Origin of the sequence: Arthrobacter sp. ERGS1:01, from assembly GCF_001281315.1 — a bacterium.
Lineage (GTDB): Bacteria > Actinomycetota > Actinomycetes > Actinomycetales > Micrococcaceae > Specibacter.
The window spans coordinates 1,509,984-1,530,536 of record NZ_CP012479.1; the positions used below are offsets into that span (position 1 = coordinate 1,509,984).

The 20,553-nt window shown below is 60.4% G+C and carries 17 protein-coding genes and 2 pseudogenes; 7 read left to right on the forward strand and 12 right to left on the reverse strand.

The genetic code is table 11. The features are described 5' to 3' along the window. Window positions 1-18: 18 nt before the first annotated feature. Window positions 19-309, reverse strand: coding sequence for a hypothetical protein (locus AL755_RS10645; RefSeq protein WP_054010985.1), 291 nt, complete (start codon window positions 307-309; stop codon window positions 19-21). A gap of 399 nt (window positions 310-708) precedes the next feature. Continuing rightward, a complete protein-coding gene (locus AL755_RS24410) occupies window positions 709-903 on the reverse strand; it encodes a recombinase family protein (protein ID WP_337589599.1) in 195 nt (64 codons plus the stop codon). A gap of 394 nt (window positions 904-1,297) precedes the next feature. On the opposite strand from AL755_RS24410, the gene AL755_RS10650 reads away from it, so the two are divergent. Further along, complete coding sequence (locus tag AL755_RS10650; RefSeq protein ID WP_054010986.1) at window positions 1,298-1,723, forward strand: hypothetical protein; 426 nt, start codon at window positions 1,298-1,300, stop codon at window positions 1,721-1,723. 326 nt (window positions 1,724-2,049) lie between these two features. Here the strand turns inward: AL755_RS10650 and AL755_RS23500 are convergent, their stop codons facing one another. From AL755_RS23500 to AL755_RS10665, 3 genes are all read right to left on the reverse strand, one after another. After that, window positions 2,050-2,193, reverse strand: a complete 144-nt coding sequence (locus AL755_RS23500; RefSeq protein ID WP_160318888.1) for a hypothetical protein — start codon at window positions 2,191-2,193, stop codon at window positions 2,050-2,052. Window positions 2,194-2,277: 84 nt separating this feature from the next. After that, window positions 2,278-3,566, reverse strand: a protein-coding gene (locus AL755_RS10655) for an IS3 family transposase (protein ID WP_107503839.1) whose coding sequence is annotated in 2 segments (ribosomal slippage) — window positions 2,278-3,293 and window positions 3,293-3,566 — 1,290 coding nt in all. Because the reading frame shifts where the segments join, the coding sequence is not laid out codon by codon here. A 275-nt stretch (window positions 3,567-3,841) separates the two neighbouring features. Further along, window positions 3,842-4,189: a hypothetical protein gene (locus tag AL755_RS10665; protein ID WP_054010989.1), complete on the reverse strand. Its 348-nt coding sequence runs from the start codon at window positions 4,187-4,189 to the stop codon at window positions 3,842-3,844. A gap of 610 nt (window positions 4,190-4,799) precedes the next feature. Here AL755_RS10665 and AL755_RS10670 point away from each other — a divergent pair. Next, window positions 4,800-5,240, forward strand: coding sequence for a hypothetical protein (locus AL755_RS10670; RefSeq protein WP_150117095.1), 441 nt, complete (start codon window positions 4,800-4,802; stop codon window positions 5,238-5,240). A 309-nt stretch (window positions 5,241-5,549) separates the two neighbouring features. Here the strand turns inward: AL755_RS10670 and AL755_RS10675 are convergent, their stop codons facing one another. After that, window positions 5,550-5,936 (reverse strand): hypothetical protein, encoded by a 387-nt coding sequence (locus AL755_RS10675; RefSeq protein WP_054010991.1) that lies wholly within the window; start codon window positions 5,934-5,936, stop codon window positions 5,550-5,552. An 811-nt stretch (window positions 5,937-6,747) separates the two neighbouring features. Here AL755_RS10675 and AL755_RS10685 point away from each other — a divergent pair. Continuing rightward, entirely contained in the window at window positions 6,748-7,320 is a 573-nt protein-coding gene (locus AL755_RS10685; RefSeq protein ID WP_160318889.1) for a GNAT family N-acetyltransferase, read from the forward strand. Between the two features lie 1,081 nt (window positions 7,321-8,401). On the opposite strand, the gene AL755_RS10695 is transcribed toward AL755_RS10685, so the two are convergent. Together AL755_RS10695 and AL755_RS10700 are read right to left on the reverse strand one after the other, a co-directional pair. Further along, a complete protein-coding gene (locus AL755_RS10695) occupies window positions 8,402-9,103 on the reverse strand; it encodes a GNAT family N-acetyltransferase (RefSeq protein WP_160318890.1) in 702 nt (233 codons plus the stop codon). A 60-nt stretch (window positions 9,104-9,163) separates the two neighbouring features. Continuing rightward, window positions 9,164-9,874, reverse strand: a complete 711-nt coding sequence (locus AL755_RS10700) for a DinB family protein (protein ID WP_054010994.1) — start codon at window positions 9,872-9,874, stop codon at window positions 9,164-9,166. 530 nt (window positions 9,875-10,404) lie between these two features. On the opposite strand from AL755_RS10700, the gene AL755_RS10710 reads away from it, so the two are divergent. Beyond that, window positions 10,405-10,896 (forward strand): GNAT family N-acetyltransferase, encoded by a 492-nt coding sequence (locus AL755_RS10710; RefSeq protein WP_237762711.1) that lies wholly within the window; start codon window positions 10,405-10,407, stop codon window positions 10,894-10,896. Between the two features lie 249 nt (window positions 10,897-11,145). On the opposite strand, the gene AL755_RS24605 is transcribed toward AL755_RS10710, so the two are convergent. Together AL755_RS24605 and aceE are read right to left on the reverse strand one after the other, a co-directional pair. Further along, window positions 11,146-11,328 carry a DUF6984 family protein gene (locus tag AL755_RS24605; RefSeq protein WP_054010997.1) on the reverse strand — a complete coding sequence of 61 codons (183 nt, stop codon included), beginning with the start codon at window positions 11,326-11,328 and terminating at the stop codon, window positions 11,146-11,148. A 353-nt stretch (window positions 11,329-11,681) separates the two neighbouring features. Beyond that, a complete protein-coding gene (aceE, locus tag AL755_RS10720) occupies window positions 11,682-14,423 on the reverse strand; it encodes a pyruvate dehydrogenase (acetyl-transferring), homodimeric type (RefSeq protein ID WP_054010998.1) in 2,742 nt (913 codons plus the stop codon). A gap of 324 nt (window positions 14,424-14,747) precedes the next feature. Between aceE and AL755_RS10725 the strand changes: the two genes are divergently transcribed. The 3 genes and pseudogenes from AL755_RS10725 (at window position 14,748) to AL755_RS10735 (ending at window position 17,954) form a co-directional block, all read left to right on the forward strand. Continuing rightward, window positions 14,748-16,301, forward strand: a complete 1,554-nt coding sequence (locus AL755_RS10725) for an NCS1 family nucleobase:cation symporter-1 (RefSeq protein ID WP_054010999.1) — start codon at window positions 14,748-14,750, stop codon at window positions 16,299-16,301. 41 nt (window positions 16,302-16,342) lie between these two features. Further along, the gene (locus AL755_RS10730) at window positions 16,343-17,071 is read left to right on the forward strand and encodes an aspartate/glutamate racemase family protein (protein WP_054011000.1); all 729 of its coding nucleotides are present in this window, start codon (window positions 16,343-16,345) and stop codon (window positions 17,069-17,071) included. Between the two features lie 96 nt (window positions 17,072-17,167). Continuing rightward, a pseudogene (locus AL755_RS10735) lies at window positions 17,168-17,954 on the forward strand (SDR family oxidoreductase). 78 nt (window positions 17,955-18,032) lie between these two features. Here AL755_RS10735 and AL755_RS10740 read toward each other — a convergent pair. Together AL755_RS10740 and pucL are read right to left on the reverse strand one after the other, a co-directional pair. Further along, a complete protein-coding gene (locus AL755_RS10740) occupies window positions 18,033-19,511 on the reverse strand; it encodes a nucleobase:cation symporter-2 family protein (protein WP_054011001.1) in 1,479 nt (492 codons plus the stop codon). 130 nt (window positions 19,512-19,641) lie between these two features. Beyond that, window positions 19,642-20,552 (reverse strand): annotated as a pseudogene (gene pucL, locus AL755_RS10745) (factor-independent urate hydroxylase). Window position 20,553 lies beyond the last annotated feature (1 nt).

Here is a 20,553-nt window from a genome sequence, read left to right on the forward strand (position 1 = left end):
CGTGCAGATCAGCTTCAGTCAGAGAAGCGTCTCCACGGTGAGAAGTTCCGTCCTTGCCACTACTTGGCGATGCAGATCAGCCAGAGCAAGGCGCGCGGGGTCTTTCATGTAGGCCTGCAGAGCGGAGTCATCTGGCAGGTAGATGACTTGCACCTCGAGCGGTCCGTCGCCGTCACCGACACGACGCACCCTGCTCACCACTTCGCCGCCGTACTTCGGCACGAGCGCGAGCACCCTGTCCTCATAGTCGGTGAGGGCGTCGTCCTGACCCTCTGATGCCCAGAGAAGAACGCAGAGTTTCAGAGTCATGGGTGCATCCTATCCACTGCCAGACGGCATTTCGACTAGCGTGCACCCAAGATCAGAAAAGGGTGGTTAGGTTGGCCGTTAGCCGGTCCAGATCGGACAATCCAGTGGTCGACCTCCACCTGTCATTTTCAGAAGTTGGATCCGAAGAAGGATCGGCGCGAAACTCGAGCTTAGGGATTATGACGGGTTGTCCCTACGTTTGATGGCGCGGCCCACGGTGGAACAGGCTACGCCGAAGAGCTCGGCAATCTCAAAAGTCGTGTGTTCCCGTCCTGTGACCGGAAACCAGGCTTCTTTCCTGCGCCTTGGAAAGCTTGAGCTGTTTCCCCGCACCCTACCCTTTGCTTTGGCGACAGCCATCCCCTCGCGAGTTCGCGCCTGGATCAGGTCTACCTCAAATTAGGCAACCATGGCCAGTGCATTGAAAAGGAGCCTACCCACGGGATTGGTGGGGTCATGGACGGAACCACGGATGCTGACCTTAACCACGCGACGGGTGACTTCATCAACGATGTCCTTGGCATCGCGCGGTGAACGGACCCGACGGTCAGGATTGGTTACCACGAGGGTATCCCAGCCCCGACAGGCTGCCAGTGCTTGCCCAAGTTTAGGCCGCGCCCTGCTGGCGCCGGTGAAGCTTTGGCCATTGGTGGAAAAGCGGGCGTATCCGAGGAGGAGTTAGGTCATGATTTTGTGTGCACCGTTTGGCCCCCATCACCGGGCCTTTTCTCGGACACGGTATGCGGGAATGTGGTTGCTCCGGAACCATGCACTGTAGAAACATTCGGAAGTCGTCTGCGCACGCGCCGGTGAACGACCGGCTTACAGGACGGTTTGCCCGTGGCTACATGGGACACCCTCAGATAACGCGGTTTTCTGGCGCCGCAGCACTCCCCGGACTATTCTCGGCCTTATGGAAGCCTTGTGTCCCTCGTGTGGTTATGAGCTGAATGTAGACAGTCAGTCATGCACAAATTGTGGTTCTGTTGTGGTCATCGCCCCCGCAGCCTCCGCCAGTATCGGAATGGCCGCCGGCATATCCGTAACGGTCGGTTACGGCCAGGTTTCGTCTTGGTTGAACAAATGGGATGACCTGAAGCAAGACCAGGGAGGAGTTGAGGATGCTTTCTCAGCTGAAGGGATCGACAATCGGATCATCAGGCATCGTCTTTTGCGGTTCTTCGAGGACTGTTGGCATCTAGTCGATTGGGTCAAGGAGGACGAAGAGTTGCCCGACATCAATGAAGAAGTAGAAACCGAGGCTTTGGATGATGATGCGATGAGAGTCTGCAGAGCGGTGGCATTGGTCTCAAAACATCACACTCTCAGGACGACCGCCCGAACCCCGGAACGTGAGAAGGCCTACGTAAAGGACGTCACTTTTTCATCGGGGCGGCCCAGTGCGCGAGTTTAATTCATCCACGGGGCCAACGACTTTGAGCGAGATGCGGAAACCTTGGTCAGAGAATGCATGAGTTGGTGGCATGAGTTCTTTAGACGACACAACATTGTTGCCCCATAGATCCCTCCTGGATCTAAACAGCCGCAGAGTGAAAAGTGTCTCGGTAGCAGTTCCAGATATGACAAGTTGAGGGCTACCAACCGAAGTTCGGAGTCAATGGCGGTCATTCACCGTGGGAGTGTCCCCGGCTCTCCGATTGCGCTAGGGGTCGTTGTTGGTCGATTTCTTATAACACTGTCGGAGATCAAGAGAAGCCCCAATGGAGGCCAAACAACACGCTAGTAGGACCGTCCAAAAGAAAACGCCTCTGCTGGGAGCGGCTGCATCAGCGAAGCTCCCAAAGTCATCAGGCAAACGACGCTGACGAGAAAACCACCAGTCATAAGCGCGACCCCTACAAACTGTTGCAGTGTCTTGTTCATGGATTCCCTTCAACTGAAGGTTGAATATCACAAATGCCCCAAAATTCCAGGGGGCCAGCATAGTGGCTTGAACCGTCCCGGGAATCATGCCGCCGTTTTGTTGGCGGCGTCGTCGGGTAACGAGCCGATTTGTAAATCATAGTAGGACTGCTCGTATTCCTCCGGTGTTTGGTGCTCCAAGGCGGAATGCAGGCGGTCATTGTTGTACCAATTGGCCCACTCAAACACGATCTCGATGACATCGGATTCGGTCTTCAACGCCCCGGTGCGAAACGGTGAGTCCTTGGCGACGGCTTCGTTCTTGAACAACCCCATTACGGTTTCCGCGGCGGCGTTATCGTACGCGTCGCCAACACTGCCGATTGATGGTTGCAAGCCCTCCAGGATCAGTGTGTCGGTGTAGCGGATCGAGGTGTACTGACTGCCCGCATCGGAATGATGAATCAGACCCTCCGGGACGGGCCGGCCGGTGTGTTGGCGCCGCCATAACGCCATACGCAGGCATTGCTCCACAAAGGCTGTGTCCTTGACCGTTGACGTCTCCCACCCCACGATGGCACGTGAGTACAAGTCGATGACCAAAGCCACGTAGACGAACCCGGCATAGACCGGGACGTAGGTGAAGTCTGTGACCCAAATCTGATTCGGAGCCGGTGCGTTGAAGTTCCGGTTGAGCAGGTCACCGGCGCGGCGGCCATCCTTGCCAGGGATCGTCGTGCGAGTCTTCCGGCCACGGACGAGACCGTTCATGCGCTCATCACGCATGAGACGGTCCACCGTTTGTTTGGAGGCTTCCGGGAAACCGTTCCGTCGTAGCCATGCCGTCATCTTCCGGCGCCCATAGATGATTTCAGGCCGTGGCCGGCCCTTTGCGCCTTTGGCTTTCAGGGCTCGGAGCGCGTCAGTAATCCGTGCGTCTTCCATGGTGCGCAGCGCGGGGAGGCGTTTCTTCCAGGCCCGGTAGGTTCGTGCGGCGACCTGTACACCCTGCCCTCGCAGGACGGTGCAGATCGACTCGACCGCGTAACCAGCGGCGCGCATTTCGTCGATGAATCGGCAGATTAGCGGCGGCGAGGGTCGAGTTCCCTCGCGAAGAAAATCGACGCCTGCTTGAGGATCTCATTGGGCTCTTTCAAGTCCCGCACCTCGGCCCGCAGCCGCTTGATCTCCTCCAGCTCGTTACTGCTCGGGCCTTCCTTCACGCCAGCATCAACCTGGGCCTGGATGACCCAGCGGCGCAGTGACTCGGTGCCAACGCCAAGCTTCGGAGCCACCACTTTGCAAGCAGCATTCACCGATGGATACTCCGGCAATCGATCCAGCACCATGCGCACTGCACGGTCACGGACTTCAAGGGGAAAATTCTTGGGCATACTCACTATCTTTCTCAAAAAAGACAGCGGCATCAAACCAGGGACGGTTCAGCTTGACGATTGATCCAGCCTATGAACGCTCTCCAGCGGAGGCATGTCTCGCATACCGTTCCCCTGCAGGACTCCGAAGCCGCCAGTCCGGGCCGCGACTTCACTGTCGCGGAACCGGCAGTCAATCGGATATGCAGCCACCTTTGGGTAAATTGACCTCGGCCACTCTGGATGCCGGCTTCATCAACGGGTTCGTGGTGCTCCCACGTGGCAATGACAAAAGGCTACGAACGGAGAAGCGAATCCGTAACAGTGACCGTGGTGCTTGCACGAACTTCAAGAAGTCCGACGAGTCCATCCGTTTCGCATCTGATCCGAAAAACCAACACTCCCGCCTGAGACTCAATCGTCACGACTGTCACGAAATCGCGGTCCATGGTCAAAATCGTTGTTTCGTTGGAATGCCACCGTATGGAAATCGAGCATGCAACCCTGTCCCAGGAAAGCGAGACGCGATTTTCATTGAACTCGGTTGTAGACATCGTGCAAATCCAGGGTTCCTCACCAACCACTACTTCGAGAGGAAGCAAGGCGAGGTCCTCGTCCAGGGGAACATCTAGGTTGCCATTCATGGTCAGACTCCTTCAGACCAACCCAGCTTATCCATTCCTACACTTGGAATCCGTCCGGGCAAGCGATTTGAGAGCAATTAATAATTGCCCGTCGTCCGTCACGCAGAGCGTTCCCCTGCAGACGCCTGTTGATACATCTTCCAACAAGAAGGTGCCCGCCGTTGGGTACGGGCCTGAGCGAAGCCCTAGCGTACGATTCTTCCGTTTTCTGCGGCGCCCACATAAGGACCACCCCCGGATCGTGCCCGGCGCATGGCTTGCGCCACGGCGCCAACGCCGCCGACAAACCAGCTGCCAGGCCAGAGACTTTCATCATCGACCTCAACACGGACAGACGCCTAAAAGCCGGTAAAGTAGTCCACTTGCAGGGCGCTCCTGATGTGCCACGAAAATATGGCGTGATAACTACATTTTCCCACGTCAGAGGCACCTTTCAGGCTTTAAGACGCCAGAACCGACATGTCCGCATGAAATGCCGAGGCTAGCGGACCGGATTGGCGTTCAACGGTCCCGACATTTACTCTTGTGTCGCGTTGTTCACGACGACGTAGATTTCAGTCGGGCTCCCGCGACAGCGTATGCTCACCACATCTTGACAGATAAGGTTCTCGTGATTGACGTTCTTTTGATTGCCCTGACAGGGGTCGGCTTGATCCTGAGCGCGGTAGGGTGGTCAACTTTCGGTGCCGTCTTTGTGTCGGGAAATGTCACCCGTGACGCACGGTTGCCAAAGGCACTCTTTGTTCTAGGTGACCCGAAACTTATTTGGGCGTCGTTGCTGCTTCTCGCCTCTTCTGGAAGCCTGCTGGCCTCGAGACAGTTGGACAATGGGTCAAATATCTCCGTCCTGGCATTGGCCGCTGCCTACGCTTTCTTTTGGTGTGTTCTCGCAGCCCTCATCACCAGGTTGCGGAAACAAGGCCACACCGAATCGGAATCCGATGCGGGTTACATAAGCTGGCCAGCCCTCATGTTGTCTCTTGGAGCAATCGGCCTCGGGATCTTTGTAGGTATGGCGCTCCTTGCTATTTGGGTAAAAATCGGATCCTAAGCCAATTTCCTTAGGCGAATCGTGCTCTGGTCATGCCCCCACTCAACCGGTTCCGCTTTGGGACGTTTTCCATAGGAATCCCTGGGAAGCACTTTATGTTGGGACGCTGAACCGAAGCTGCAGCACGCTACTGACGCGAGTGTTTCCAGCGGCCACAACCACCGAGCCGCAGTTGCCCTTCCCCTGCGGTACGAACTTTTCAGGTAGTTCATTTCCTAGGCTCGATGCTTTATCGTCACATCGTTGACCGCCCACTAGATGTTTCGGTGGATTCCGCGGGGAATCGTCGCCTTCATCTTCTCGGCGTAGCTACTTCGCTGCATTTACAAGGAGGACACCGCCAAAGAAAAGGAGAATGGCCATGGGAACTGTGCACAGCACGATAAAAGGCCACCAGTTCGCTAGGTCACCTTTGCGGTAGACAATTGCTACCCAGAGTGAAGGCACAAAAAATGGGAGGTAGAAGAATGCGAAGACAATTGCGCTGAGCCCTAGCGTCCCTTCGTAGCAACCTGAACCCCAGGATCCTGGACCGCATTCCATTCGCGTGAACCATTCGGTCATGCCGAGTGCAAGCAAGAACGACGGCAAGATCGCGACTATGGCGCCGGTGACGCTAAAGACAGCCATGGCCTTCTGAACTTGCGTCAACCGGGTGTTGCCATATTTGAGGTAGCGGGTGGTCTCGTGACTCATATACCTGCCTCTCCGAGTTGGATGTCTAGGCTGATGGTCTGGTGAATACACATATTCCTTGCAGTCGCTTCGATCCCTAAAACCATAGCCGAGGACGGTGCTGGGCTTTTCAAGGGCTCAGCTAATATCAGCTTCCCCAGCGAACGCAAAGGCTTGTGGGAGCGCGGTTTTGCCGCATTACTTTTTGACCTTCGAAAGTGTTTCAGTCAGCGTTCCCCTTGCCGGACTGCCACGAATCATAATCCAGATAATCGACGCACGAATTCGACGCCCGAACACAAACCTGCTCCCAAGCACCCTGTGAACGGGGCGATACTCTTGATGCATGGAAGCAAACTGGATCGAACACCGACGGGCAGGCGACAGGGAGCGGGTGGGGTGGATGGAGCCTGTCGGTGAGGGAATCGTCGCTATCGATTTGCTGGGGCGTCGAAGGACAGGCGTCGTGGAGTGGATGCATGCGGAAGAGACTCTCGATGAACTTGGATTGAGCTATCTTGCCGAACCTCATGAGTTACTGCCGGACGGTGGCGGCTGGCTGAGGGTACGTATTGCAGAGGTGTCCTCTGCCATGATCCGTGTAAAAAGGACGACTGGGGCGATATGAATGCACCGCAAATCTACTACACGTTGCCATTCCCGGTGACCGAGGATCGGATTCGCCCTCTGTTCCGTTAAAGGTTCCGCCTACGGTCACACAGCCCTGACAACCCCCATCCAAGTCCGATCGTCTGGGCGTCCGGATATCCGACCGGCTTACGGACACACGTGGACAGAGTCCCTGGATTGATATGGTTCTCGGATGGAATGTGTGGAGCTCGAGACGCCGCGTCTAATACTTCGATGCCCGACAGAGGGGGACATCGAGCGCATCTTCACTATCTGCCAGGACGCAGACATCGCCGCCTTCACCACCGTTCCACACCCCTATCGGCGCGAGAGTGCAACCGAGTTCGTCAGCGGTGTGATTCCCGCAGGCTGGTCCACCGGTAGTGCTCTGGCGTGGGGCATCTACTTGAAGGACGCTCCGCAGCTACTCGGAGTGGTTTCGCTTTCCAATGCCCAGGACGGAGCCGCCGAGCTCGGGTACTGGATCGACCCGCTCGTTCGGGGGCAGGGAGTGATGACGGAAGCGGCCGCGCGCGTTGTCGCGTTTGGCTTCGCTGCTTACCCTGACGGTCTCGGCCTCAGCCGAATTGGGTGGGAGGCCATCTCGATTAATGGACCTTCCGCCCGCGTTGCGCAGAAGGTCGGCTTCAGATGGGAGGGGCACAGGCGGGGCGCCGTTGTTCGGCTGGGCACCATCTACGACCTAACATTCGCGGGTGTGCTATGCACTGATGGTCGATCGATGCCCACTCCGTGGCCCGGCGCGATCGAGTAGAACATACTCTGCCACGGGCAAGCAGAAGAAGCGTCCGTAGGCGATGGCTGTGAGAGTCTGCATATCCTGTGTGTATGGGTAGCTGGGGCACTGCGATATTTTCTGACGATACGGCCGCTGATGTGCGCGCGGAATGGCGCGAAGGCATCCTAGATGGCGTCCCTCCCGAAGAACTGACTGCCAGGCTCATCGATTCATATGGAGCGCTGATGCAAAGCCCGGATGACGGTGTGGTGTTTTGGCTTGCGCTGGCGGCTGCCCAACATGAGACTGGCCGTCTGTGCTCGGACGTCCGGGCCAAAGCATTGGGAATCCTCGAGCGCGGGGGCGACGTCGCCCGCTGGGAGGAAGAAGACGAGAGTTTGGCGAAGCGGCGGAAGGTCGTACTGGGTCGGCTGGGTCTGAAACTGGCTGGGCCGCAACCAGCCCCGAAGCGTCTCAAGCGCCCGGTCCCACATGGGGTTGACTTCAAAGTTGGGGATGCAATACTTCTGCGTTCCCCAGGTGGTAAGCGAGCGATCGCAGTGGTGGTTGCGCATAGTCCTGGCTCGCCCAAGGGCACACTGGATCCGGTGGTCGAATTGTTGCTCTGGGACGATAAAGGGGTGCTCCCATCCCGCGAGTTCATGGCCACGGCGCCGCCACTTCATACCCACCATGACGTTCCTGAGTCCGTCAGAGAAGGGCCGCCACGGATACGGCCGAACCTTTTTGCTGTCCACACGGCACAGAAGTCCAGGGCATTTAGTCGCGACATCGGAGAGGTAGTCGCCACGAACATCCCTCGCCATCCGGCTGGGGATTACCGGGATGGGTCGCAGAGGACGGGTGAGACTATTCTTAGCGGCGTTCAATGGCGATGGTTCGGTGTCTTCATGGATCAGCCCAGCTACGAAGCGACGCTGGAGATGACTCGCACCCATACCCGACCCCATAAGAATCGGTGGAAGAATTTCTTCACCAAAGACACCAGCGCCTAAGAGAATTGGCAACCAGCCTGCCCGCCGGAAGCGTGGCGTCTAGCCCAGGAATGTGTTTGCACAGGGTTCCATTTACGGCCAACGTCTCGCCGAGGCGCTCCCTAAGCGCTGAAGAACGGAAGGGCTTTCGCAAGGCCAGTCACTGTCAGATCTGTGGGATCGGGCGTGGCCCAATCTGAAACATCGAGGCGCAGACGGTCGGAGACTACAACTCGCCCGGCGAGAACGTCTCGCGAGATGCCATCGGGGCGATATCCGAGCCCACGAGAGACCCCTTGCGAACCTACGTTGTCCTGGAACACCTCGGTTAGCGCGGTGACGGCTCCCAGTTCTTCAAAAGCAAGACTCAGCAAAACTGTCCGGGCCTCAGTACCAATGCCCTGCCGGTGAAATTCGAGGCCAAGCCACGACTCGGTTTTCACTTCGCGCAGTACAGAAAAATTGCGGGCCTTCAGCGTGACCATGCCTACCGCCTGGCCTCCACGAAATACGCCCAACTCCAAGGCCCAATCCTCGACAGACCACGCGCCCCGGCGGCTCCAGTGCTGCTGCATCACGTGGAGTGCCCGCTCACCAGGAGGAAGATCTGTCCAGGGTGTCAAGAAGGGCTGCTCACAAGGCTCATGCACGCCGTTCGCCGCGACCTGAGCTAGCTCGGATAACTCGGCATCGTTTGGAACACGGAGTTCCAAACGCTTGGTTGCAAGCTTCAATTGAGCGAGGGGCCAGTAAACGTTGAGCACTTCGCAAGTATGGCACGGCAGCGTTCGCCGACTCACGTTGAGAAGCGCGAGAAACAGCATTCCAATTTCCGCCACAGTCTCGCAGAGCATTCGTCTTGTAGACGGCGATGCAAACGGCGGTCATCTGTTGAGGAGATCGAGATCTCTCACGCAAAAACCGTGATGTTCCCACTCCTCGTTCAACACCACGTGTAGACACTGGAGTACCGACTTGCCTCTGGCGTAGGGCGGCCAACCGGGACCCGAGGGTACAGGCGCAGTCGCCGACAGCTCGCTCGGAGTCACACTCGAGAGCCAACTTTCCAACTCCAGAACCTGTTCGTGACGCACCGCGAGCACTTCTTGCAGCGTTGGATCAGCAGCCTGGTCGATGCCCTGTTCTGCCTGGTCAGGCACGTACGGGCTTGCAAGACCCAAAGCAGTGAATGGCCGATCCGATCCAAGACAACAACGACGGAACCACGAGTCGTGAACGAAGACCAGATGCCTCAAAGTTTGAACTGCCGACCACTCACCCTGAACCTGCTGATGCTCGGAGCCGTCGGACATTTGGTCAAGACGCTCGACAGTTGCCTTCCAATCGGCTTGCAACTGTCGGTGTGCCTGCCGCAGCTCGACCGCGTCAGCGGAGCGGATCAGCAAACGCACAGGATGCCGTCTATCCAGCTCTGCTTCGACGTAAGACGCCACCTCCACGCCATTGACCACGAGATTGCTGACAAGTCCGTCAATTGCGACGTCCTGCATCACGACACCGATAAACCGGGCGCGAGTCAGGTCGCACTCTCGGAACTCGGCCTCGGTAAGGTCCTGATCCTCAAATCTCGTCATAGGCGGCATCATACGCGCGTACCGAAACTGGCTGGGCGGCCCGAGCCAAGTCCCACGCGGTGGTTCAGTGCGAGAACCGAAATGGGAACCCTCCTTATCTTTCGCTCCGTTCCCGATACGGAATCTGCGGGACTGCGCAGACGAGTACTGAAAATTGTGCAGACGACTTCTGAGAGCGAAAGCTTGGGGCCGATTTCGCATCTGAAGCGCTTGAAAGTTGGCAGACTAAACCCGCTACTCTATGCATAAATGGCTTTGAGATCGTCACGGGTGGGATGGATTCGTACCGGCATGATTGCTAGCCTGATGCTCATCATCATGATTACCCTATTTAGCGTTCGGCCTGCGGTTACTGGCCCCTTCATTTTGATCCCCCTGGGAGTGATGAGGTTGGCCGACTATGTGTATGGTGCGGTGGGGTTTGCAGGATGTTGGAAGATCATCCGCTTATCCGCCGCGGATCGGAAGCGGCGGAGGCAGGGTTTACCCCTCGGCCTTCCCCTTTGAGCCGATGCTTGAATCGACATGTGATGAACTGGGGTATGCCTGCATTTGAGATTCAACAGCGCCAAGATCCGGGGGCCGTCGATCGGATCCTTCGTTCTCTACCTGAGTGGTTTGGTGTTGAGGAAGCTATCGAGGGTTACGTTGCAAGCGCATCACGGCATGAGTCATTTCTCGCAGTTGTCGATGATACGACTGTTGGGGTCGCCTTGGTGATGCGTCACTTCAAGGAATCAGCGGAGCTGATACTCATTGCGGTAGATGCACAACACCGTGGCGATGGAATTGGAGGGGCATTGCTCGATGCTCTGGAATCATCGCTCATTGTCGACGAGTGCCAGCTGCTGCAAGTACATACCGTCGGCCCTTCGTTTGAGGATGCCGCTTACGCCCAGACCAGGGCTTTCTATCGCAACGCAGGCTTCGTGCCGGTCCTGGAAATCGACGGAATCGATTGGGATGGTCCCACCCTTGTCTTGGTCAAGCCGCTTGGGGGATCCTGGTATGAACGGGAATGAGCGGTTCGGCATAGCGCCCGTATTCCAGCCCACACCTGAACCCCGGGATGCGGACTTGATCAATCTTCTGATCACTCGCAACGGCACCCTGACGCTTGTGTCCGTTCCCGACCTCCCAATTGTTTTCTCTCTCTACCGACCGGGTCACGCAGGTGTGCAACGCGGCAACGGGCACTGTCCGCTACTCACATGACTGAACAGCACGAACTGTTTGCGGCCCACGTCCTACACCGTACTGTGTGCGGGCATCTAGTCCATCGTCGCTTTACCGGAGAATATCTCCGTCTCGTGCCGCGGTAGACGGCGTCGTCGCAAGGAGTCAACCTTCCAACCGTCGAGTTCGAAAATCCCGTCCTCCCTGTCTGGATTGAGGTGCAGTAGTACTGGGAAGCAATCCTCATCTTCGAACCAACCCTGCGCGAGGGTCCGCATGATGAGGACTTCCCCCTCGACGAAGGGGTCTGGAGTTCATCTCGAAATCCTAGGTCCGTCATCAGCTGTGACAATGCTGGGTGCCCAGACCGAAGTAAACAGCACCCTCTCCCAGTAGGACGCGCGAGCGTGCCCATCCGGGCTCACGCAATCACTGCGCGTGTGCCCGCCAAGACCTGGTGGATCAATGTGGTTTGGTCGCCCCGGGACCGATAATTGTGTGAATACGACAACTTGGATGCCGTCCCTGGATAGGCCGAAGGGGCCGGGCCACCAAGTGGTGGCACCGGCCCCTTTTGGGGTTGGTGTTTAGTTGGGCCCACGCTCGGTGGGAGCGGGCCGGCGAGTGGGGTTTAGCTGTCGCCGCCGGCGTTGCCGGTGGTTCCTGCGTTGACGTTGTGGAGGTCGTATTTTTGGATGGCTTGTTGGGGGAGGGTGGGGTCGATGGTGCCTTGGTGGGCGAGCATTTGGAGGGTGCGGATGACGACGGAGTGGGAGTCGATTTTGAAGTGTCGTCGTGCGGCTGCGCGGGTGTCGGAGAAGCCGAAGCCGTCGGCGCCGAGGGTGGCGAAGTCGTTGGGCAGGAATTGGCGTACCTGGTCCGGGACGGCTTTCATGTAGTCGGTGACGGCGATGACGGGGCCGGTCGCGTTGGCCATTTTCGCTGTGATGTAGGGGGTGCGGGGGGTTTCGTTGGGGTAGAGGAAGGCGTGTTCTTCGGCGGCGAGGCCGTCGCGTCGGAGTTCGGTCCAGGAGGTCACGGACCAGATGTCCGCGGCGACTCCCCATTCCTCGGCGAGGATGTGTTGGGCTTCGATGGCCCAGGGGACGGAGACGCCGGAGGCCAGGATTTGGGCTTTGGGGCCTTCGATGGTGGCGGTTTTGAGGTGGTAGATGCCGCGGGTGATGCCCTCGGTGTCGATGTTTTCGGGGGCGGCGGGTTGGAGGATGGGTTCGTTGTACACGGTGAGGTAGTACATGACGTTGGGGTCGGTGGAGGCGGGCCCGTACATGCGCTCGAGGCCGGCGCGGATGATGACACCGATTTCGTAGCCGTAGGCGGGGTCGTAGGTGATTACGGCCGGGTTGGTGGAGGCCAGGATTGGGGAGTGTCCGTCGGCGTGTTGGAGTCCTTCACCGGTGAGGGTGGTTCGTCCGGCGGTCGCGCCGATGATGAAGCCGCGGGCCATTTGGTCTCCGGCGGCCCAGAACTGGTCTCCGGTGCGTTGGAAGCCGAACATGGAGTAGAAGACGTAGATCGGGATCAACGGTTCGCCGTGGGTGGCGTAGGCGGTGCCGGCGGCGGTGAACGCGGCGACGGAGCCGGCTTCGTTGATGCCGGCGTGCACGATCTGTCCGGAGACGGATTCCTTGTAGGCCAGGACGAGGTCGCGGTCTACGGAGAGGTAGTTTTGGCCGTTCGGGTTGTAGATTTTCGCGGTCGGGAAGAACGCGTCAATGCCGAAGGTGCGGGCTTCGTCGGGGATGATCGGGACGATTCGGTTGCCGAAGTCCTTATCGCGCATGAGGTCTTTGAGTAACCGGACGAAGGCCATGGTCGTGGCGGCGTGTTGTTTGCCGGAGCCACGGTTGGCGACTTCGTAGGTTTTATCCCCCGGCAGGGTTACCGGTGTGTGATTGTGGCGGCGTTCGGGGACGAATCCGCCTAGCGCGGCGCGGCGTTCCATGAGGTATTGGATTTCGGGGGAGTCCGGGCCGGGGTGGTAGTACGGGGGCCGGTACGGGTCTGCTTCGAGTTGCTCATCGGTGATGGGCAGGTGCAGGTGGGTGCGGAAGTCCTTCAGGTCCTGCAGGGTGAGTTTCTTCATCTGGTGCGTGGCGTTGCGGGCCTCGAAGTGGGTGCCCAGGCCGTAGCCCTTGACCGTGTGGGCCAGGATCACCGTGGGCTTGCCCTTGAACTCGCTCGCGGCCTTGTAGGCGGCGTAAACCTTGTGGTAATCGTGCCCGCCACGCTTGAGATTCCAGAGCTCGTCGTCGGAGAGGTGGGCGGCGAGTTCCTTGGTTTGCGGGGTTTGGCCGAAGAAGTGCTCACGGACGAAGCCACCGGATTCGGCCTTATACGTTTGGTAGTCACCATCAACGGTGGTGTTCATGACATCGACCAGGGCCCCGTCGGTATCGCGGGCGAGCAGGTCATCCCACTCCCGACCCCAGAGGACTTTGATGACGTTCCAGCCGGCACCGCGGAAGAACGCTTCGAGTTCCTGGACGATTTTGCCGTTGCCACGGACCGGGCCATCGAGGCGTTGGAGGTTGCAGTTAACGACGAAGTTGAGGTTATCGAGTTTATCGTTCGCGGCGAGTTGGAGCAGGCCACGAGACTCGGGCTCATCCATCTCACCATCGCCCAAAAACGCCCAGACTTGCTGGTCGGAGGTGTCTTTGATGCCGCGGTTATGCAGGTACCGGTTGGACTGGGCCTGGTAGATCGCGTTCATCGGGCCGATACCCATCGACACGGTCGGGAATTCCCAGAACTCCGGCATCAGGCGCGGGTGCGGGTAGGAGGAGAGGGCGTGGCCTTCCTTGGACTTTTCCTGACGGAACCCATCCAAGTCCTCCTCCGACAGGCGGCCTTCGAGGAACGCGCGGGCGTACATGCCGGGGGAGGCGTGGCCCTGGAAGAAGATCTGGTCTCCGCCACCGGGGTGGTCCTTGCCGCGGAAGAAGTGGTTGAAGCCGACCTCGTACAAGGTCGCGGCCCCGGCATAGGTGGAGATATGCCCGCCGACACCAATATCGGGGCGCTGGGAACGATGGACCATGATCGCAGCATTCCACCGCAACCACGCCCGATACTTCCGCTCGATCTCTTCACTACCCGGGAACACCGGTTCCTGATCGGCAGGAATCGTATTCACATAATCCGTCGTCACGACCATCGGCACGCCAACACTCTGCGCACCAGCACGCTGAAGCAGCGACCGCATAATGAACTGGGCACGCTCAGTACCCCGATCCGCAATCAACGCATCCAAAGACTCCAACCACTCGGCAGTCTCATCCGGATCACGATCAGGCAACTGATTAGTCAACCCGCTCAGGATATGGGAGTTATCGTCTCGCAGAAACACAGGTAGGTACCTCTTTCGTGATGGATTCGCCGCCCCAGCGTTGGTGTTGTGGCGTCGTCCCGCCAGCGGCACGTTCAACGTTGAACGTGGTGCGGGGGTGGGGTGACCCGGATCCGGGACCCACCGCATTATTTTCGCAATATGAAAACAAAATCTTGTATGACGAGATTACTGCCAGTGTGGCGAGGATGCAAAATATCTCCTCCGTGACGGATTTTCATGGACACTTCCTTGACTGGATGTGAGCTGGCTCATAGACTAACTTTCACAAGCCAAAAACTTTCTTCCACGATATGATATTTCACCACTTGATGCGGAGCTACCATGGACGCTACTTCCACACAGAATCTTGACCCGGTTGGGTCAGTCGGGGGCGCCTTCCCCGACACGGCCGCAAGCGCGGCCCCACCCTACGAGACACCCGAGGGCTATCTCCTCAGTGCCTCCCTCTACAACCAGGACCTGGCACCCACCAAGGAGAAGGGGCGCCGCTGGTCCGCCTACAGCATCTTCACCCTGTGGGCCAACGACGTACACAGCCTCGGCAACTACGCCTTCGCGATCGGGCTCTTCGCCCTGGGCCTTGGCGGCTGGCAGATCCTCCTGGCACTCGGCATCGGCGCCGTGCTGCTCTTTGGCCTGCTGAACTTCTCCGGCTTCATGGGCTTCAAGACGGGTGTCCCGTTCCCCGTCATGAGCCGCATCAGCTTCGGCATCAAGGGCGCCCAGGTCTCCTCGCTCCTGCGTGGCGGCGTCGCCATCGTCTGGTTCGGCGTGCAAACCTTCCTGGCCTCCGTGGTGTTCCGGGTCATGCTGACCGCAGTGTTCCCCTCCCTGCACAACCTCGACACGAACTCGATCCTTGGGCTCTCCACGCTTGGCTGGCTCACGTTCGTGGCCCTGTGGATCGTCCAGGTCATCATTGTCAGCTTCGGCATGGACATGATCCGCAAGTACGAGGCCTTCGCCGGCCCCATCATCCTGATCACCATGGCCTCGATCGCCATCTGGATGTTCACCCGTGCCGGCGGCTCCATCGCCTGGACCACCCACAACGCCCTGACCGGCGGAGACATGTGGCGGACCATCTTCGCCGGCGGCGCCCTCTGGGTCGCCATCTACGGAACCTTCGTGCTGAACTTCTGCGACTTCACCCGCTCAGCCAAGAGCAAGAAGTCGATCGTCCGCGGCAACTTCTGGGGCATCCCGATCAACATGCTCCTCTTCGGCGCAATCGTCGTCGTCATGGCCGGCGCCCAGTTCAAGATCAACGGCACCATCATCGAGAGCCCGGCCGACGTCGTGCACGCCATCCCGAACACCTTCCTGCTGGTCCTGGCCTGCCTGGCCCTGCTGATCCTGACCGTCGCGGTGAACCTGATGGCCAACGTCGTCGCCCCGGTCTACGCCCTGACCAACCTGTTCCCGCGCCACCTGAACTTCCGCAAGGCCGCCCTGATCAGCGCCACCCTCGGGCTGGTAATCCTGCCGTGGAACCTCTACAACAACCCCGTCGTCATCGTGTACTTCCTCGGCGGCCTCGGCGGACTGCTCGGACCGCTGTTCGGCGTCATCATGGCCGACTACTGGCTGCTGCGCCGCGGCCAGGTCAACGTCCCGCACCTGTACACCACGGCCGAAAACGCCAGCTACTACTACAAGCGCGGCGTCAACCCCCGCGCCATCGCCGCCTTGATCCCGGCCGGCGCCGTGGCCCTGCTCATCGCGTTCATCCCGGCGTTCAAGGACCTGTCCTCGTTCTCCTGGTTCTTCGGAGCAGGCATCGGAGCCGTGGTGTACTACTTCATCGCGGACCGCACCCGGCGCCCGTTCTCCAACGCATCGGGTGAACCGATCGCCGTTGAAAGCGCACACTAGGTAACAAGCACCAACCGGCCCAACCCTCCGAAAGGCAAACCATGCGCATCCTTGTGGCAAACGTCAACACCACCCAATCCATGACCGACTCCATCGTCGAGCAGGCACGCAGCGTTGCGGCCCCGGGAACCGAGATCATCGGCATCACCCCGCGTTTTGGTGCCGAGTCCTGCGAGGGAAACTTCGAAAGCTACCTGGCCGCGGTGGCCGTCATGGACGCCATCACGAACTACCCGGAACCGTTCGACGCCGTCATCCAGGCCGGCTACGGCGAACACGGCCGGGAGGGGCTGCAGGAACTCCTGGACGTCCCCGTGGTTGACATCACCGAGGCGGCCGCCAGCACGGCCATGTTCCTCGGCTACAAGTACTCGGTGGTGACGACCCTTGACCGTGCCGTCCCGTTGATCGAGGACAGGCTCAAACTGGCCGGCCTCGAAGCCCGCTGCGCTTCGGTGCGGGCCAGCGGAATGGCCGTGTTGGAACTTGAGGAGGAGCCCGAGAGGGCCGTCGAATCGATCGTCGAGCAGTCCGAGATCGCCGTTCGCGACGACAAGGCCGAGGTCATCGTCCTTGGCTGCGGCGGCATGGCCGGGCTCAACGACAAGGTCCGCGAACGTACCGGCGTGCCGGTGGTCGACGGCGTCGCGGCGGCCGTGACGATCGCCGAGTCGCTGGTCCGCCTGGGTTTGTCCACCTCCAAGGTGCGCACGTACGCCACGCCACGGCCCAAAAAGGTCACCGGCTGGCCGATTTCCGGCATAGCGTAACCCCTAAGCGCTTCACGGCGGGCCCGGCGATTTTCTCGCCGGGCCCGTTTTGGCGCCCCACCCGCCCTGTGGCGGTCACAGAAAGCGAGAACACCCATGGTTGCCACCACTCCAAACTCCACTCCAGTTACCCACGATCCATCTACCAGGATCGCCGTCGTCACCGGCGCCGGCTCGGGGATCGGCCGGGCCGTGGCCCGCGAATTCCTGCAGGCCGGCTTCGGGGTGGTGCTGGCCGGCCGCCGCGCGCCCGAGCTGGCTGAAACCGCCGACGGCCACCCCTGGCCCTGGCGGTCCCCACCGACGTCACCGCCCCGACGACGTCGAACGCCTCTTCGCCGCCGCCGTCAAACGGTTCGGCCGGGTGGACGTCCTGTTCAACAACGCCGGCACCTTCGGCCCGGCGGCGTCCGTCGACGAGATTGCCCCGGCCGACTGGGACGCCGTGCTGGCCGTGAACCTCACCGGTTCCATGCTGTGCGCGGCCGCGGCGGTGCGGACCATGAAGGCCCAATCGCCCCAGGGTGGCCGGATCATCAACAACGGCTCCATCTCCGCTCATTCACCCCGTCCCAAATCGGTGGCCTACACGGTCAGCAAGCACGCCATCAGCGGGTTGACGAAGTCCATCGACCTCGACGGGCGTCCCTTTGGCGTGAGCTGCGGACAGATCGACATCGGCAACGCCGCCACCGACATCATGACCACCCTCGGAGTTGCCAGCGGGGCCCTCCAGGCCGACGGCCGGCGCGTGGTTGAACCGACCTTCCCGGTGGCCGAGGCTGCCGGCGTGGTGCTGATGATGGCGCAACTTCCCGCCTCGGCCAGCATCGGTTCCCTCGTGATCACCGCGGCCGGCATGCCGTTCATCGGCCGCGGATAACAGACCGCACTGATAGCCAACTCGTGGAATGCGTGCCGGCACCCGCCCCGTGAAGGGCGGGTGCCGGCGTCGAACGGGTTAGTGGTGCGGATCCGGTTCCAACACCGCCACCTCGCGGCCGTCGGCGTCGATCAGCTTTCCGTCGTCGCAACGGTCCCCGTGCTTGAGGCTGCCCAGCACTTCCGGGGCGATGCGCCGTTCGGTGCCGGCGGCAAAAACCGAGGGGTTTTCCGGGTTGCCGCGCGTCAGGTGGTTGAACAACAGGTTCAGCAGGATCGCCATGACGGCGGCGGAGCTGATGCCGGAGTGGAAGATCGTGGAGAACCAGGCCGGGAACTTGTCGTAGAACGTGGGAGCGGCGATCGGGATGACGCCAAAGCCCACCGAGGTGGCCACGATGATCAGGTTCATGTTGTTCTTGTAGTTGACCGTGGACAGCGTGCGGATGCCGCTGGCGGCCACGGTGCCGAACAGGACGATTCCGGCGCCGCCCAGGACGGCCGTTGGCACGGCCGCCACCACGCGGCCCATCACGGGCAGGAGTCCCAGCAGCACCAGGATCACGCCTCCCGAGGCCACCACGAAGCGGCTCTTGATGCCCGTGATGGCCACCAGGCCCACGTTCTGGGCAAACGCGCTCTGCGTGAAGGAGCCGAAGATCGGGGAGATGGCGCTGGAAACCATGTCGGCCCGCAGGCCGTCACCAAGCCGACGCGAGGTCACCTTGGTCCCCACGATGCCGGAGACGGCCAGGATGTCCGCCGAGGTTTCCACCAGGGTCACCAGGATCACGATCAGCATCGAGATGATGGCGGCCACGTGGAAGGTGGGGACGCCAAAGTGGAAGGGTGCCGGGAAGGCCGCGATGGGGCCCTGCCCCACCTTGGAAAAATCGGCCATGCCGAAGGCGACCGCCACAATGGTGCCGGCCACGATGGCCAGCAGGATTGACAACCGGGAGATGGTGGCATTGCCCAGCTTGCTCAGCAACAACACCACCGCCAGGGTCAGCCCGGCCAGGCCGATGTTCGCCGGGGAGCCGTAGTCGGGGGCCTTGGAATTTCCGCCCATGGCCCAATTGGCCGCCACGGGCATCAGGGTCAGCCCGATCGTGGTGATGACGGTTCCGGTGACCACCGGCGGGAAGAACTTGATGATCTTAGAAAACAGTGGCGTGATGGCCAGGCCGATCACGGATGCGGCAATCACGGCGCCAAAGACGGTCTGGATCCCGCCGCCGCCGTTGACGATCGCCACCATCGTGGCGACCCCCGCGAACGAGACACCCTGGACCAGGGGGAGCTGGGAGCCGAAGAACGGCACGCCGAGCGTCTGCAGGAGCGTGGCAAGCCCGCCCATGAACAGGCAGGCGGCAATGAGCATGCCGATGTCGGCGCTGCTCATCCCGGCGGCCTGGCCGATGATCAGCGGGACGGCGATGATGCCGCCGTACATGGTCAAAACGTGCTGGAAACCGTAGGCGAAGCTGGGCGCAATGCCCAACTTTTCGTCCTCGGGACGGGCCGGGTTACTGGTGGAACTGCGGAATCTGGTCATAGCGGACCTCCTTGTCTGCTTACCCTTGGTATGCGTGCAGCCCACTTTGGGAGCTGCCGCCTCGGGTGGGCGGGGGTTGCAGCCCCCGCCCACCCCTATGAGCACCGGTGCGCGGCACCGGCGCTGCCGGCTAGCAGAAGCCGGCCATGCCGTCCCAGGCGTTGCCGGCGTCGCTGCCGTTTTCGCGGGCCACGGTTGCCTCGATCAGCCCGTAGGGGCGGTCAGCGGCGAAGAACACCTCGCCCGGGTTGTCCTGGCCAAACGGGGACAGGTCGACCACGAAGTGGTGCTTGTTCGGCATCGAGAACTTGATCTCGTCGATTTCCTCGTGTGCGGCCATGACCTTCTTGCCCATGTCGAACAAGGTCTGCTGGAGGGCGTGGGAATAGCTCTCGGTGAAGCCTTCGAGCAGCAGGGCCTTGACGTCGTCGTAGGCCTTGTTGAAGTCAAGGGCGCCGACGGCGTCGGGGTTGTAGCGCCAGCGGGCGGCAACGTCGGTGGCCAGGACCCGGTCGGTGGTCTCGGCCAGGGTGGTGTACTTGTCCTTTGGGTAGCCGACGAATCCGGACTCGGTGGACTTGAGCACCGTCAGGCCCTTCAGCCCGCCCAGCACGTGCGCGGTGTCCCCGTCCCGGACGACGACGGCGGTGCGCACCTCCTGGCCGCTGCGCACGAACGAGTGGTTGTGCCCGGTGCCGTTGGCCTGGATCCGGTCCCAGGCGTAGGACTCGGCTGCCCAGCGGCCGCCGGTCACCCAGTCGAAGGATTCGGTGAAGTGCGTGGCCAGGCGCAGCAGGAACGCCTCGGGGAGCCGACGCCGTCGCGGGCAAAGGAGTAGATGGTGTTCTTTTGGGTGTCGGTGGCCACCACGTGGGAGTTGTCCCCGTGCAGGTGGGCGTCGGCAAAGTCGCCGCGCAGCTGTGAGGTGACGTTGAGGTCCTCGATGCTGTGGCGTTCGGTGTCGCGGGTGATCTTGACCAGGCGCACCTCGGCCTTGCCGTACTGGTTGGCGCCCAGGATGATGTTGTGGTTCGTTGACATG

Excerpts from the sequence above, each read along its gene's own strand:
- AL755_RS23500 (WP_160318888.1), bottom strand. The coding sequence starts at position 2,193 with ATGAACAAGACACTGCAACAGTTTGTAGGGGTCGCGCTTATGACTGGT.
- AL755_RS10730 (WP_054011000.1), top strand. The coding sequence starts at position 16,343 with ATGCGCATCCTTGTGGCAAACGTCAACACCACCCAATCCATGACCGAC.
- AL755_RS10725 (WP_054010999.1), top strand. The coding sequence starts at position 14,748 with ATGGACGCTACTTCCACACAGAATCTTGACCCGGTTGGGTCAGTCGGG.
- AL755_RS10645 (WP_054010985.1), bottom strand. The coding sequence starts at position 309 with ATGACTCTGAAACTCTGCGTTCTTCTCTGGGCATCAGAGGGTCAGGAC.
- AL755_RS10695 (WP_160318890.1), bottom strand. The coding sequence starts at position 9,103 with ATGCTGTTTCTCGCGCTTCTCAACGTGAGTCGGCGAACGCTGCCGTGC.
- AL755_RS10700 (WP_054010994.1), bottom strand. The coding sequence starts at position 9,874 with ATGACGAGATTTGAGGATCAGGACCTTACCGAGGCCGAGTTCCGAGAG.
- AL755_RS10710 (WP_237762711.1), top strand. The coding sequence starts at position 10,405 with ATGAACTGGGGTATGCCTGCATTTGAGATTCAACAGCGCCAAGATCCG.
- AL755_RS24605 (WP_054010997.1), bottom strand. The coding sequence starts at position 11,328 with ATGCGGACCCTCGCGCAGGGTTGGTTCGAAGATGAGGATTGCTTCCCA.
- AL755_RS10665 (WP_054010989.1), bottom strand. The coding sequence starts at position 4,189 with ATGAATGGCAACCTAGATGTTCCCCTGGACGAGGACCTCGCCTTGCTT.
- AL755_RS10740 (WP_054011001.1), bottom strand. The coding sequence starts at position 19,511 with ATGACCAGATTCCGCAGTTCCACCAGTAACCCGGCCCGTCCCGAGGAC.
- AL755_RS10675 (WP_054010991.1), bottom strand. The coding sequence starts at position 5,936 with ATGAGTCACGAGACCACCCGCTACCTCAAATATGGCAACACCCGGTTG.